Annotated in this window: 15 protein-coding genes; 12 read left to right on the forward strand and 3 right to left on the reverse strand. The window is 39.0% G+C overall.

Annotation, left to right across the window (positions count from 1 at the left end; translation table 11 throughout):
• Positions 1 to 35 precede the first annotated feature (35 nt).
• The 7 genes from QUF91_RS06885 (at position 36) to rny (ending at position 7,216) form a co-directional block, all read left to right on the forward strand.
• Positions 36 to 824 (forward strand): DUF3388 domain-containing protein, encoded by a 789-nt coding sequence (locus QUF91_RS06885; protein WP_285394589.1) that lies wholly within the window; start codon positions 36 to 38, stop codon positions 822 to 824.
• A 26-nt stretch (positions 825 to 850) separates the two neighbouring features.
• Positions 851 to 1,756, forward strand: coding sequence for a helix-turn-helix domain-containing protein (locus QUF91_RS06890; RefSeq protein WP_285394588.1), 906 nt, complete (start codon positions 851 to 853; stop codon positions 1,754 to 1,756).
• A gap of 50 nt (positions 1,757 to 1,806) precedes the next feature.
• Entirely contained in the window at positions 1,807 to 2,385 is a 579-nt protein-coding gene (gene pgsA, locus QUF91_RS06895; RefSeq protein ID WP_285394586.1) for a CDP-diacylglycerol--glycerol-3-phosphate 3-phosphatidyltransferase, read from the forward strand.
• A 17-nt stretch (positions 2,386 to 2,402) separates the two neighbouring features.
• Positions 2,403 to 3,659, forward strand: coding sequence for a competence/damage-inducible protein A (locus QUF91_RS06900; protein ID WP_285394698.1), 1,257 nt, complete (start codon positions 2,403 to 2,405; stop codon positions 3,657 to 3,659).
• A 331-nt stretch (positions 3,660 to 3,990) separates the two neighbouring features.
• Positions 3,991 to 5,058 (forward strand): recombinase RecA, encoded by a 1,068-nt coding sequence (gene recA, locus QUF91_RS06905; RefSeq protein WP_285394585.1) that lies wholly within the window; start codon positions 3,991 to 3,993, stop codon positions 5,056 to 5,058.
• A 216-nt stretch (positions 5,059 to 5,274) separates the two neighbouring features.
• Positions 5,275 to 5,427: a hypothetical protein gene (locus QUF91_RS06910; protein ID WP_289417232.1), complete on the forward strand. Its 153-nt coding sequence runs from the start codon at positions 5,275 to 5,277 to the stop codon at positions 5,425 to 5,427.
• Between the two features lie 229 nt (positions 5,428 to 5,656).
• Positions 5,657 to 7,216: a ribonuclease Y gene (rny, locus tag QUF91_RS06915; RefSeq protein ID WP_289417233.1), complete on the forward strand. Its 1,560-nt coding sequence runs from the start codon at positions 5,657 to 5,659 to the stop codon at positions 7,214 to 7,216.
• A 33-nt stretch (positions 7,217 to 7,249) separates the two neighbouring features.
• On the opposite strand, the gene QUF91_RS06920 is transcribed toward rny, so the two are convergent.
• From QUF91_RS06920 to QUF91_RS06930, 3 genes are read right to left on the reverse strand one after another with little or no spacing between them, the layout of a single operon-like run.
• Complete coding sequence (locus QUF91_RS06920; RefSeq protein ID WP_289417235.1) at positions 7,250 to 7,681, reverse strand: hypothetical protein; 432 nt, start codon at positions 7,679 to 7,681, stop codon at positions 7,250 to 7,252.
• Positions 7,636 to 8,049: a hypothetical protein gene (locus QUF91_RS06925; protein ID WP_289417236.1), complete on the reverse strand. Its 414-nt coding sequence runs from the start codon at positions 8,047 to 8,049 to the stop codon at positions 7,636 to 7,638. Before QUF91_RS06925 ends, QUF91_RS06920 begins: the two co-directional genes overlap by 46 nt.
• Positions 8,046 to 8,525, reverse strand: coding sequence for a hypothetical protein (locus QUF91_RS06930; protein WP_289417238.1), 480 nt, complete (start codon positions 8,523 to 8,525; stop codon positions 8,046 to 8,048). The genes QUF91_RS06925 and QUF91_RS06930 overlap by 4 nt, the downstream gene beginning before the upstream one ends.
• A gap of 114 nt (positions 8,526 to 8,639) precedes the next feature.
• On the opposite strand from QUF91_RS06930, the gene QUF91_RS06935 reads away from it, so the two are divergent.
• The 5 genes from QUF91_RS06935 (at position 8,640) to QUF91_RS06955 (ending at position 13,481) form a co-directional block, all read left to right on the forward strand.
• The gene (locus QUF91_RS06935; RefSeq protein ID WP_285394579.1) at positions 8,640 to 9,401 is read left to right on the forward strand and encodes a tyrosine-protein phosphatase; all 762 of its coding nucleotides are present in this window, start codon (positions 8,640 to 8,642) and stop codon (positions 9,399 to 9,401) included.
• Positions 9,402 to 9,722: 321 nt separating this feature from the next.
• Positions 9,723 to 10,868, forward strand: a complete 1,146-nt coding sequence (locus tag QUF91_RS06940; protein WP_289417239.1) for an O-antigen ligase family protein — start codon at positions 9,723 to 9,725, stop codon at positions 10,866 to 10,868.
• Between the two features lie 95 nt (positions 10,869 to 10,963).
• Positions 10,964 to 11,680, forward strand: a complete 717-nt coding sequence (locus tag QUF91_RS06945) for a YveK family protein (RefSeq protein WP_285394577.1) — start codon at positions 10,964 to 10,966, stop codon at positions 11,678 to 11,680.
• A gap of 8 nt (positions 11,681 to 11,688) precedes the next feature.
• Positions 11,689 to 12,384, forward strand: a complete 696-nt coding sequence (locus QUF91_RS06950; RefSeq protein WP_289420024.1) for a CpsD/CapB family tyrosine-protein kinase — start codon at positions 11,689 to 11,691, stop codon at positions 12,382 to 12,384.
• 17 nt (positions 12,385 to 12,401) lie between these two features.
• On the forward strand, positions 12,402 to 13,481 hold the full coding sequence (locus tag QUF91_RS06955) for a glycosyltransferase (RefSeq protein WP_289417241.1): 1,080 nt from the start codon (positions 12,402 to 12,404) through the stop codon (positions 13,479 to 13,481).
• Positions 13,482 to 13,649 lie beyond the last annotated feature (168 nt).

Genomic DNA, 13,649 nt, shown 5'->3' on the forward strand with positions numbered 1-13,649 from the left:
TTTTACGTTAACTAATAGGAAGGGAACGAGTGTGTTTGAGCGATTGGTACTTTGAATATGAAATTCAGGTGAATCGCCCTGGATTATTAGGAGATATTACTTCACTTTTAGGGATGCTTCGTGTCAATATTATTTCGATAAATGGTGTCGATGAGGATCGACGTGGTATGTTAGTGCATACAGACAATGATGGGGCAATTGAGCGTTTTCGTACAATTGTTTCGACAATGGAACATATTAACGTTACCAAATTTCGACAACCTAAACTCCGTGATCGTTTAGCTCTGAGGCACGGTCATTATATTCCTCGAGATGCAGATGAAAAAAATACTTTCCGTTTTGTACGAGATGAACTTGGTATTTTAGTTGACTTTATGGCTGAACTCTTTAAAAAAGAGGGGCATAAGCTCATTGGAATACGTGGAATGCCTCGTGTTGGGAAAACCGAGTCGATTGTAGCGGCTAGTGTATGTGCCAATAAAAAATGGATTTTTTTATCATCTACAATGATTAAGCAGACTGTCCGCAATAAACTGGCTGGTGATGAATTCAGTGACAATAATATTTTTATATTAGATGGCATTGTAACACGTCGTTCATCTGATGAGCGACATTTGCAACTAGTACGTGAAATGATGAGTATGCCTTCTATTAAGGTTGTCGAGCATCCAGATATGTTTATTCAGCATTCAGAATATAAGATAGAGGATTTTGATTATATCATTGAATTACGTCATCACCCAGATGAAGAAATTACGTATGAGATAATGGAAAAAAACCATATGATGTCCGAATCCGATTCATTTGGAGGATTTAATTTTTAATTTGATATTAAAGTAGGTGTTATGGAGTGGCAGAATTAGGGACTCGACTGAAAGAAGCGAGACTGTCTAAAGGCTACAGCTTAGACGATTTACAAGAAATAACGAAAATTCAAAAACGTTATTTAGTAGGGATTGAAGAGGGCAATTATTCGATTATGCCTGGTTCATTTTATGTACGAGCTTTTATTAAACAATATGCGGACGCTGTTGGTTTGAACGCTGAGGAAATTTTAGAAACCTATAAGAGCGAATTGCCAGGAACAAAAAATGATCAAGTAAGTCAATCGATGACGAATAGCCCAAGTAGAAGAAAAGTTTCAAAGGGCCCTTCCAATAGAATGATGGAGGCAATGCCAAAAATAATCGTTGGTTTATTTATCATTGTCATTATTGTAGCAATTTGGGTGTTATTGCAATCTAAAAATAAAGCAGGGTCAGACGCTGTTGAGGATACACCTCCAGAAATACAGTATGATAAACAAATAAAACCAATCGATAGTGAGAAAGATAAAGAAAAAGAAGATAAAAAAGCTCAAGCAAAAGCTAAACAAGACTCAACAGATTCAGCAGAGAAAAAAACTGATGAAAAACCAACTGAAGAGGTTAAGCAATCGATTTCAGCGGGAGCTATTGAAGCGGATGGGGCTACAACTTCTTATACGTTAACAGGTACAGATACATTTAAAATTCGTATTGAGGTATCAGGTCCTACATTTATCGGTATTCGAAATCAACAACAACAAGAAATCCTAACAGATACACGTGTATATAATGCAGGTGAAGTAGTGGAATTCGACGCAACATCTCAAAACTACGCCCGTATCCGTTTAGGTAATTCAGCACAAGCTAAGGTATATATTAATGACGAACTTTTAACGTATGCACAGCAAATTGTAACGCAAAACATCGTCATCAATTTCAATAAAGAATAGTAGTCATCTAGTGATGACTACTTTCTTTCATCATGAAAGGTGTTAGAAAAATGAACATTCCAAATAAAATTACCATCTCTCGAATCATACTTATTCCGTTCTTTGTCATTGTGATGATGTTTGATTTCAACTGGGGAACAATGTCACTATTCGGTGCAGAGATGCCTGTTCATCATTTTATAGGTGCACTTATTTTTATTTTTGCTTCTACAACTGATTGGGTGGATGGTTATTATGCACGTAAGTATAATCTTGTGACAACATTTGGGAAATTTTTAGACCCACTAGCTGACAAATTGCTAGTTTCAGCAGCTTTTATTTTAATGGTAGAGCTTGATATGGCTCCTGCCTGGCTAATAATCATTATTATTAGCCGTGAGTTTGCGGTAACTGGCCTGCGTTTAATATTGGCGGGTGAAGGAGAAGTTGTTGCGGCGAATCAGCTTGGTAAAATTAAAACATGGACTCAAATTATGGCTATTGCAGCAGCGCTTTTACACAATACAATCTTTACACTGATCGGTATTCCATTTGATGATATTATGCTATATATTGCATTGTTCTTTACACTATGGTCTGGATGGGATTATTTCTATCTAAATCGACGTGTCTTACTTGAGTCTAAATAAGGAAGGTCTTGGGGATGATGAATGCTGAAATTCTTGCAGTTGGCTCAGAGTTATTGCTTGGTCAGATTACGAATACAAATGCGAAATTTATTTCTAATCAGTTGTCCGAGTTGGGGATAAATGTTTATTATCACACTGTTGTAGGGGATAATGCAAAACGTTTAGAAGAGGCTATTTCCGTTGCAGAGACTCGTGCTGATTTAATCATTTTCTCAGGCGGTCTTGGTCCTACAAAGGATGATTTAACAAAGGAAACGATTGCTCGTCATCTTGGCGTTAAGCTCGAATTTGATAATATCGCACTGACATATATTGAGCAATTTTTTGCACAGCGAGGACGTCCAATGACGGACAATAATCGTAAGCAGGCTTTAATACTAGCAGGTAGTGAGGTGCTTGCTAACCATCACGGTATGGCACCTGGCATGATACTAACAAAAGATGAGCGTACTTATATTTTGCTTCCGGGGCCACCTAAAGAGCTGGAGCCGATGTTCCAGTTTGAAGCAAAGCCAAAGCTTAGTGCGATGTTAAATGCTGGAGGGGTTATTGCATCGCACGTTATGCGCTTTTATGGAATTGGCGAAGCAGAACTTGAGGTACGTGTCCAAGATATTTTAGATTCGCAAACAAACCCAACTGTTGCTCCACTTGCTTCTGACGGCGAGGTTACATTGCGTGTAACGGCCAAGGCAGAATCGGAGCAAGAAGCGCAGCAACTCATTGCCGCAAAGGTAGCAGAAATTCAAGCGCTTGTTGGTGACTATCAGTATGGTAGAGATGATGATTCTCTTGCCTCTAAAACAGTAGAAATGTTACTAGATAATAAGTTAACAATTGCCGCGGCAGAAAGTTTAACAGCAGGGTTATTTCAGTCAGAGCTTGCTGAGATACCAGGTGTAGGAGATGCCCTTGTTGGTGGTGTTGTTACGTATACAGAAGAGGCTAAAATTAAGCAGCTTGGTATTTCTAAAGAATTATTAGATACACATGGGATTGTAAGCAGTGAATGTGCAGCGGCCATGGCTAGTACAGTACGTAAAAAATTCGCAACGGATATTGGTATTGGATTAACAGGTGCAGCAGGTCCTACGGCTCATGATCATCAACCAGTAGGGACGGTTTGGATTGGTATTGCGATTGGTAATGAAGAGCCAATTACGTATTTACTTCATTTATCAGGCATGCGCAATACAAATAGACTTCGTACGGTGAAGTTTACATGTCATTATTTAATGCAGCTTTTGGAAGAAAGAGGCTTTAAAAAACGTTAATCAATTTGCTCCGGCATAATATAGGTTCATAGGTTTATCACCAAAAGTTGCGGATGACTTTTGTTAAAACGTCTATTATGAAAATAAGTTGATTGGAGTGGAGGCTGGGCGCCCCCAGGAAAGCGCCCAGCCGGAACGGAAATCAACCACAAGTTTTGGTGATGGTCCATAATATAGTTGAAAATAGAAATTTGGGTAGAGAAAAGTTACCCAAATTTTTATTTTGAAGAAAAAACGAATAAATGTTCGCTTTTTTCTTGCGTCTTCTCTTAAAAACAAGTATAGTAGAGATAGAGAAAAACAGTGAACAGTTTTCGAAGGAGGAAAATGAATGAGTGATCGTAAAGCAGCCTTAGAACAGGCGTTAAAACAAATTGAAAAGAACTTTGGTAAAGGTTCTATCATGAAACTTGGCGAAAAGACGGATTTAGAAATTGCTACATCTTCAAGTGGTTCGCTAGCACTTGATGCTGCATTAGGTGTAGGTGGTTATCCGCGTGGACGTATTATTGAAGTATACGGCCCTGAATCATCAGGTAAAACAACGGTTGCGCTTCATGCCATTGCAGAGGTTCAGGCAAATGGTGGACAAGCAGCGTTTATCGATGCTGAGCATGCATTAGATCCAATATATGCACAAAAATTGGGTGTCAATATTGATGAGCTTCTATTATCTCAACCAGATACAGGAGAACAAGCGCTTGAAATCGCAGAGGCATTAGTACGTAGTGGCGCTATCGATATTATCGTTATCGACTCAGTAGCAGCATTAGTTCCGAAAGCGGAAATCGAAGGAGATATGGGTGACTCGCATGTTGGTTTACAAGCGCGTTTAATGTCTCAGGCTTTACGTAAACTTTCAGGTGCTATTAATAAATCAAAAACGATTGCTATTTTCATTAACCAGATTCGTGAAAAGATCGGTGTTATGTTCGGAAACCCAGAAACAACGCCTGGTGGTCGTGCACTTAAATTCTATAGCTCCGTTCGCTTAGAAGTTCGTCGTGCAGAAGCCATTAAACAAGGCAATGACATTATGGGTAATCGTACTAAAATTAAAATTGTGAAAAACAAAGTAGCGCCACCATTCCGTACAGCTGAAGTTGATATTATGTATGGTGAAGGAATTTCAAAAGAGGGCGAAACAGTCGATTTAGGTGTTGAACTAGACATCGTTCAAAAAAGCGGTTCTTGGTATGCTTACGGTGATGAGCGCCTAGGCCAAGGTCGTGAAAATGCCAAACAGTATTTAAAAGAAAATCCAGCAGTCCTTGACGACATCGCAAATAAAATCCGTGCCTCTTACGGTATTGCGTCTTCTTCGTATACTATTGCTGCGCACGATGAAGAGGAAGAAATGGATGAAGAATTACAACTTCTACTTGAAGACGAAAAATAATTTAAGCCAACATTCATCTCACACCTCTAGAGTGGGAGACTTCTTCTGAAATAAGTTAAAATACATTGTTCCCACTCTTTAGAGTGAGAGCAATGTATTTTTTTAATATTTACCCATACTAGAGAAATATGGGCTCATCATCAAAAGTTGTGGATAACATTTTTTTAAATATATGCCCTGTATATTAGTTGATCTTCGTTACGGCTAGGCGACTCCTTGAGGATTAGCGTCACAGATGAGACCCTGGAACGAGCAACGCGAGTGAAGCGGCTCATCGGATGCCCCAGGAAGCTCTGCTCTGCGCGAAAGCGAAGCGACAGCAATCAAAGCCCCCAGTCGGAACGGAAATCCAACCACACGTTATGGTGATTCAATTTTATGTAAAACCAGGGAAATGTCAGGGAACCGTTTTTCTTAATAAATATGACTTACTTTTTTTCTATAGAAGGGAGAACAGATGCCCGACTATCCTTGACAGAGCTTGTGGCTAGCTATACAATTAAATATGTATAATTTCTGAATTATGACTTTAAATAGGCAATACAATGTATGCGCCTACTGAAACTGTATTACCTAAATAGCAAGAGGAGGTGTTCATATGGATGGAATTACTATCATCTCCGCTTTGCTTGGAATCATCGTTGGTGCCGCTGTTAGCTATATCTACATGAAAAAAGTGAATGACTCAAAAATCACTGGTGCTAAACATGTCGCTGAAACAATCGTTGAAGAAGGAAAACGAGAAGCGGAGGCATTGAAGAAAGAAGCACTACTTGAAGCCAAAGATGAAACTCACAAATTTCGCACTGAAGCCGAAAATGACATTCGTGAACGTCGTTTAGAACTTCAAAAACAAGAGAACCGTTTATTGCAAAGAGAAGAGAATCTTGATCGCAAGGATGATGCTCTAAATAAGAGAGAAGCAGGCTTAGAGCGAAAAGAACAGGCTCTAGCCGAAAGACAACAGCATATTGAACAGATGGAAAGCAAAGTGGACGAGCTCGTTGCCTCGCAAAAAACAGAGCTAGAACGAATTTCTGCTTTAACTAGAGATGAAGCAAAAGCTATTATCTTAGGAGAAGTAGAAAAAGAGCTAGCAACTGATATTGCTGTGATGACGAAGGAAGCTGAGACACGTGCGAAGGAAGAATCAGATAAAAAAGCACGTGAAATTTTATCACTGGCACTGCAGCGTTTTGCAGCAGACCACGTTGCAGAAACAACAGTATCTGTCGTGAACTTGCCAAATGATGAAATGAAAGGTCGTATTATTGGTCGTGAAGGTCGAAATATCCGAACTTTGGAAACGTTAACAGGTATAGATTTAATTATTGATGATACTCCAGAGGCGGTTATTTTATCAGGCTTTGATCCGATTCGTCGTGAAACGGCTCGACTTGCACTTGAAAAACTTGTACAGGATGGCCGCATTCACCCTGCTCGAATTGAGGAAATGGTGGAGAAAGCTCGTCGTGAAGTGGATGAGCAAATCCGCGAAACAGGTGAGCAAACAACATTTGAAATTGGCATTCATAACTTACATCCAGATTTAATGAAGATTTTAGGCCGCATGAAATATCGTACAAGTTATGGACAAAACGTCCTAAAACATTCAATTGAAGTCGCATATTTAGCAGGCTTGCTCGCTGCTGAACTTGGTGAAGATGTAGCATTAGCTCGTCGTGCTGGCTTATTACATGATATTGGTAAGGCAATCGACCATGAAGTTGAAGGTAGCCACGTCGAAATCGGTGTGGAGTTAGCAACAAAATACAAAGAACATCCAGTCGTTATAAATAGTATTGCTTCTCACCACGGTGATACAGAAGCAACATCTGTTATCGCAGTTTTAGTAGCTGCTGCAGATGCATTATCAGCAGCTCGTCCAGGTGCTCGAAGTGAGACACTTGAAAACTATATCCGCAGACTTGAAAAGTTAGAAGAAATTTCTGAAAGCTATGATGGTGTAGAAAAATCCTTTGCGATTCAGGCGGGTCGTGAAATTCGTATTATTGTACAACCTGAAAAAATTGATGACTTAGCTTCACATCGCTTAGCGCGAGATATCCGTAAGCGTATCGAAGAAGAACTTGATTACCCAGGTCATATAAAAGTAACTGTCATTCGTGAAACACGTGCAGTGGAGTATGCGAAATAATGTTGAAAGTTAGAGGTTTCTCTAGATGAAAATCTAGAGAAGCCTCTTTTTTATTGTTTTTATCATAAAAGAACTGAAGTGATGGATTAGCAGCGAAAAGGGCAGGAAGAAGAGCTGGAGTGATGGAAGGCATCCAAAGTGACGGATAGAAAAGGCGAAGCGAAGGAAAGAAGGGCCGAAGCGACGGATAGAAAAGGCGAAGCGAAGGAAAGAAGAGCCAGAGCGACGGATAAAAGCAGAAGCGACGGATAGAAAGGGCAGAGCGACAAATAAAAGCAGAAGCGACGGATAGAAAGGACAGAGAGCCGGAAAGCAGTCAAAGCGACGGATAGAAAAGGTGAAGCGAAGGATAGAAAGGACAGAGCGACGGAAAGAAGAGCCAAAGCGACGAATAGAAAGGGCGGAGCGACGGAAAGCAGTCAAAGTGACGGATAGGAAAGTCGAAGCGAAGGATAGAAGAGCCAAAGCGACGGATAGAAAGGGCGGAGCGACGGAAAGCAGTCAAAGTGACGGATAGCCAAGTCGAAGCGAAGGATAGAAGAGCCAAAGCGACGGATAGAAAGGGCAGAGCGACGGAAAGCATCCAAAGCGACGGATAGAAAAGGCGAAGCGAAGGATAGAAGGGCCGAAGCGACGGATAGAAATGGTAGAGTGACGGAAAGAAGAGCCAGAGCGACGGATAAAAGCAGAAGCGACGGATAGGAGAGCCAAAGCGACGGATAGAAATGGCAGAGCGACGGATAAAAGCAGAAGCGACGGATAGGAAAGTCGAAGCGAAGGATAGAAGAGCCAAAGCGACGGATAGAAAGGACAGAGCGACGGAAAGCAGTCAAAGTGACGGATAGCCAAGTAGAAGCGAAGGATAGGAGAGCCAAAGCGACGGATAGAAAGGGCGGAGCGACGGAAAGCAGTCAAAGTGACGGATAGCCAAGGCGAAGCGAAGGATAGAAGAGCCAAAGCGACGGATAGAAAGGGCAGAGCGACGGAAAGCAGTCAAAGTGACGGATAGCCAAGGCGAAGTGAAGGATAGAAGAGCCAAAGCGACGGATAGAAAGGGCAGAGCGACGGAAAGCATCCAAAGCGACGGATAGAAAAGGCGAAGCGAAGGATAGAAGGGCCGAAGCGAAGGATAGAAAGGACAGAGCGACGGAAAGAAGAGTCGGAGTGACGGAAAGCAGTCAAAACGATGGATAGAAAAAGCGAAGCGAAGAATAGAAGAACCGAAGCGATGGATAGGAGAGCCAAAGCGACGGAAAGAAGAACCAAAGCGACAGATAGAAAGTCCAAAGCACTGATTGAATGTTAACATCTGATAAATATCTAGAAAAAAACACTATACTAGTCATTTTTAACAAGTATTTTTCATAAAAGAAAAGAAGGCTAATTAGATAATCAGTCATTAAAAAAGAAAGTTGTGATATAGATGATTGATATACATGCTCATTTATTATTCGGTGTTGATGATGGACCAAAAAATATGGAGGAGTCATTAAAGATGCTGCAGCAAGCATCAAGTGAAGGGATAACAGAAATAATTTGTACGTCCCATGCGATGCATCCACAATATCATGTAAATTATTCACTTGTAGAGGAGCAAACAATATATTTACGACAAGTATTAGAGGAACAGCAGATTCCAATCATACTTCATACAGGGCATGAAGTGCGTTTACACGAAGAACTACATACATTGGTGATGCAAAAACAACTTCACACATTGGCAAATTCTAACTATATCCTTTTGGAATTACCATCTAGCACGATCCCTGCGTATACGAGAAGAATGATTATACTGTTGAAGGCAGCGGGTTATACACCCATCCTTGCGCATCCTGAACGGAACTATGCTATTAGGGAAAAACCGACGAGACTTGAAATATTGATTCAAGAAGGTGCATTAACACAAATAACGGCAGGAAGTTTAACAGGTCTTTATGGTAAAGAGGTACAGCGTTTATCGTTAGCGTTAGTGAGAGCGAATTATATTCATACATTTGGATCCGACACGCATAATGTAACATCGAGGCCATTTTTTTATAACAAAGCTCTCAATTACCTTGAAAAGCAGAAGGAGCTAGATGCTGTTGATCAACTCTTAAAGAATAATGCAAATGTCATTGCAAACAAGCCGATACTTCCGCTTGAATTGGACAAAATCTACATTAAGAAATGGTGGAGTTTTTAACTTCTTTTAGCAAATATTCTTTGTAGCGAAAGTGAAACGTCAGCTACAGAAGTCTCCTACCTCTATAGGTGGTGAGATGAATACGAATTTTAGTTGCTTTTCAGCGGGTGTCCAAACACCCTCTGAAAGAAGTTAAAGCCTCCGGCGGATGTCACGGAATCGGAGAGGAGTGCTTAGGGGATGTTAGCCTAAAATCATCGCATCCATGCGATAACGGCTAACTGACCCGCGTCGTGCAGGCCTAAGCACAAAGCCGGTTCCGGACGCAATTATGCCGAGGCATAATTGATCAATCTAACTAGAATTGAGCGTGATTCCCAGATGAAAATGTGTTACACGCTACTGTTTAGCGCCCTTATATTTATGAGCTTAATGCAACCTGTTGAAGGGATTTATCATAAATTAACATTGTTGATTAGCCTAGTAATAATCCTGCTATCCTTTCTAATGCATAAAAAAATAATCATCCAAAATGTACAGGCTAGCTTGTTTTTTAGTTTATATACTTTTTTTTGTGTCATTTCTGCAGGGGTCAACCAGGATATAGGGCTATTAAAAAATAGCCTTCAGTTATTTTGCATTTTTTTAGCTGTAGCGATTTTCTTTAATGATATCGTGAGAAAGCATGTTAAAGAAATTGTCCTTAATGGTGTTTTATTAGCTTATATACCATTTCTTATTTTATGTTTTCGAGAAAATCATTTTATGTATGGTGCTTTTGCAGGAGTATTTGAAAATCCAAACACATTAGGATTTTCTATGATAGGTTTGACGATTGTGATACTGATGAAGCTATATGAAATCATAATTGCCATGTTAGAGGGACATCGACAGCTGAAATTGACCATTTGTTTAGGGGTCTATACAATTTTTTATTTATTTGCTTTGTATGTCATTATGTTGTCAAATGCGCGTACATCATTATTAACAATTGCCGTTGTGACAGCAGCGATGATTGTCTTAGTAGTAAAAAGGATGAAAAAAAGATTTTTGCCATTACTAAAATTTATTTTTTTATTAATAGCAGCTTGTTTATTACTAGTAATAACTATTTATGAAGTTGACATGATGCAGAAGGCCTTTCAAAGTATTCTTTTAAAAATGGAGAAAAAATCTACAAATATTACAGATGGTCGTCTTGATATTTGGAAATATGTATTTGAGCAATTTAGTTTTTGGGGACATGGTGCTGAATCACTATGGGCAATAGGAGTTTCTCATGCGCACAATACATTTGTCAATATATTGCAGGAGGCGGGTTTACTACCACTAGTATGTTATGCTGTCTTTCTTTTATCGATTGCGAAAGATCATAGCCAAATGGACAAACAACTAGTAGTATTTACAGTTTTCGTCATTGTCGCTGCACTTGGTGTATCTACATTTGAAATTCTCTATTTTAATGTGCTTCATATACTTGTCTTCGTAGTAAGTGGATTTGATAGAAATAAAAACATGACATCGTAGTTATTGCAAAATATTTGCCGAATAACTGTAGGACTTGCTTAATATACTTAATTAATATTACAATTATCCGCATTTGTAGGAGGGAATCTATTTTTGTGAATGAAGAAATTACGGTGCAAAGTATAATAAAAACATTGCAAAAACGCTGGTTCTTTATCCTAGTGCTTACAATGTTGTCGGTTGGTATTGCCGCCATGTTAAGCTTTTTTGTTTTAACACCTATATATGAAGCGGAAACACAAATATTAGTGAATCAAAAAAGCTATGATAATCAGCAATTAGTAGGGGCACAAAATGTTGATACGGATCTTCGGCTAATTAATACGTACAATGTCATTATTAAAAGCCCCGCTATTTTAACGAAGGTGGTTGATAAGCTGTCGCTAACGACCACACCGGAACAATTAATGAATCAAATAGACGTCTCTAGTGCAAGTAATTCTCAAGTAGTAAATATTCGTGTACAAGATGAGAATGAGTCTAGGGCAGTAGAAATTGCCAATACAGTTGCCGAAATTTTTAAAGAAGAAATTCCCGTGCTCATGCATGTGGACAATATTAATATTTTGTCTGTTGCGAAATCTAGTGAAAATGCAGCACCTGTTAAACCAAATAAAATTTTTAATTTACTAATAGCCGCTATCGTTGGTTTCGCTCTTGCCCTTTTGCTTGCCTATATGATGGAAACATTTGATAAGACAATCAAAACTGAACGTGATATCGAAGAAATTTTATCACTTCCGGTTATCGGGGTGGTCAGTAATATAGAGCCGCAAACAGGAAAAAAGTCTAAGTCTAGGGGGAACCCATAATGTTTTCAATGCGAAGGAAAAAGAAGAACAAATCACTGATGGCCCGCAAGCTAGTTACTGTTTCTGATGCTAAATCAATTCCATCTGAGCAGTTTCGAACGATTCGCACAAATATTAAATTTGCACAACCAAATCAAGATGTGAAAACTATTTTAGTAACCTCCTCCATTCCTGGTGAAGGAAAGTCTACTAACGCAGCGAATATCGGTGTCGTTTTTTCACAAGAGGGGAAGAAGGTATTAATTGTCGATGCTGACATGCGTAAGCCGACTCTCCACCATACATTTCATCTCGCAAATAGTGTGGGTCTCTCCTCTATATTATCTAGGCAGGAAAAATTTCTAGATGTTATCCAAAAAACGTTTGTAGAAGGAGTGGATATTGTTGCAAGTGGACCAATTCCACCAAACCCAACAGAGCTACTGGCATCTGAAACGATGATATCTTTTATGGCGATTGCCAAAGAAAAATACGATATCGTTATTTTCGACGCCCCGCCTTTATTATATGTATCGGATGCACAAATTTTATCCAATAAATGTGATGGCACAATATTAATAGTCAATTCAGGTACTGTTGGGAAAGCTGCGGTATTAAAATCAAAGTCCATATTAACGATTTCTCAAGCCAATATTTTAGGGATTGTCTTGAATAATTTTAAAATGAAGTGCAATAAGTACTATCAATATTATGGAATAGAGTAAGGGTGACATAAAAATCTATGAAGAAGATTTTGCATATTATTCCTACTACAGATTTTGGCGGAATTACAACGATGATATTAGACATTTGGGCTAATACAAATAAGTCAGTGTACCACTTTGATTTTGTAGTGTTCAACAAGGGAAGATATCATGACACTTTTATAGAACATGGTTCCAAATTGTTTTATCAAAAATATATTACGAAGCAGGGTCCTCTTGCCTATATGATGAAAATATACAAAATAATTAAAGACAATGGATATGATGCAGTGCATGATCATACGGGTTATCGCGCTATTTTTACATTGTTAGCAGCACGATTGGCTGGCGTCAAATGTAGAGTGTTACACAGTCATACAAATGTTGCGGAAGAATGGAGTAATAAATATTTTTTATCTTTCCTAAAAAAAATAAGTGTGATGAATGCGACTAAGCTCGTTGCATGTAGTACACATGCAGGAGAATTTTGCTTTGGTGAGAAATCCTTTGACATTTTATTTAACCCAATGGATATCAATAAAATAAAATATCTCTCACAGACAGAAAAGAAATTATTAAAAAAAGAATTGGGAATTAGTGAAAATGATTTAGTTTTAGGACATATTGGACGTTTTGTTCCTGTGAAGAATCAGCAGTTTTTATTGAAACTTGCTACGAGATTAAAGCAAAAACATATTAATTTTAAATTGATTTTTATTGGAGAGGGTCCTTTAGAGGAAGAAATTCGTCTGTTGGTCGAGCGCAATCAATTACAGGAATCTGTAAGACTGTTAGGGCAACGTGCTGATATTATCAACCTTCTTCAGTTGTTCGATAAATTTATTTTACCATCTAAATATGAGGGATTTGGAATTGTCCTATTAGAAGCACAAGTATGTGGCACGCCATCAATTGTTTCTACAACTGTACCAAGAGACGTAGATCTTAATATTGGCCTAATTCAGTATTTGGATATTAATGGAAATATTGAAGATTGGCTACAAGAAATCAACAGAAAGAATGAACCGATTGAACTGAATAGCATCGTGCATGGAATCGAAAACAAAGGATTGGATGCAGAAGATATTGCAAAAAAAATGTGTTCTTACTATATATAAACCGAAGCGACGAATACTCAAGTAACCTAAACCTCTGCTCAGGTAGTGGGCTCAACCGCTCGGGTAACCGGAGGAACTGTTCAGGTAGTGGGCTCAACGTCAGGTAGTGGGCTCAACCGCTCGGGTAACTGGAGGAACTGATCGGGTAGTGGGCTCAATCGCTCGGGT

Source organism: Lysinibacillus sp. G4S2, from assembly GCF_030348505.1.
Taxonomy (GTDB): Bacteria; Bacillota; Bacilli; order Bacillales_A; family Planococcaceae; genus Lysinibacillus.

Excerpts from the sequence above, each read along its gene's own strand:
- pgsA (WP_285394586.1), top strand. The coding sequence starts at position 1,807 with ATGAACATTCCAAATAAAATTACCATCTCTCGAATCATACTTATTCCG.
- QUF91_RS06900 (WP_285394698.1), top strand. The coding sequence starts at position 2,403 with ATGAATGCTGAAATTCTTGCAGTTGGCTCAGAGTTATTGCTTGGTCAG.
- recA (WP_285394585.1), top strand. The coding sequence starts at position 3,991 with ATGAGTGATCGTAAAGCAGCCTTAGAACAGGCGTTAAAACAAATTGAA.
- rny (WP_289417233.1), top strand. The coding sequence starts at position 5,657 with ATGGATGGAATTACTATCATCTCCGCTTTGCTTGGAATCATCGTTGGT.
- QUF91_RS06930 (WP_289417238.1), bottom strand. The coding sequence starts at position 8,525 with ATGTTAACATTCAATCAGTGCTTTGGACTTTCTATCTGTCGCTTTGGT.
- QUF91_RS06935 (WP_285394579.1), top strand. The coding sequence starts at position 8,640 with ATGATTGATATACATGCTCATTTATTATTCGGTGTTGATGATGGACCA.
- QUF91_RS06940 (WP_289417239.1), top strand. The coding sequence starts at position 9,723 with ATGAAAATGTGTTACACGCTACTGTTTAGCGCCCTTATATTTATGAGC.
- QUF91_RS06950 (WP_289420024.1), top strand. The coding sequence starts at position 11,689 with ATGCGAAGGAAAAAGAAGAACAAATCACTGATGGCCCGCAAGCTAGTT.
- QUF91_RS06955 (WP_289417241.1), top strand. The coding sequence starts at position 12,402 with ATGAAGAAGATTTTGCATATTATTCCTACTACAGATTTTGGCGGAATT.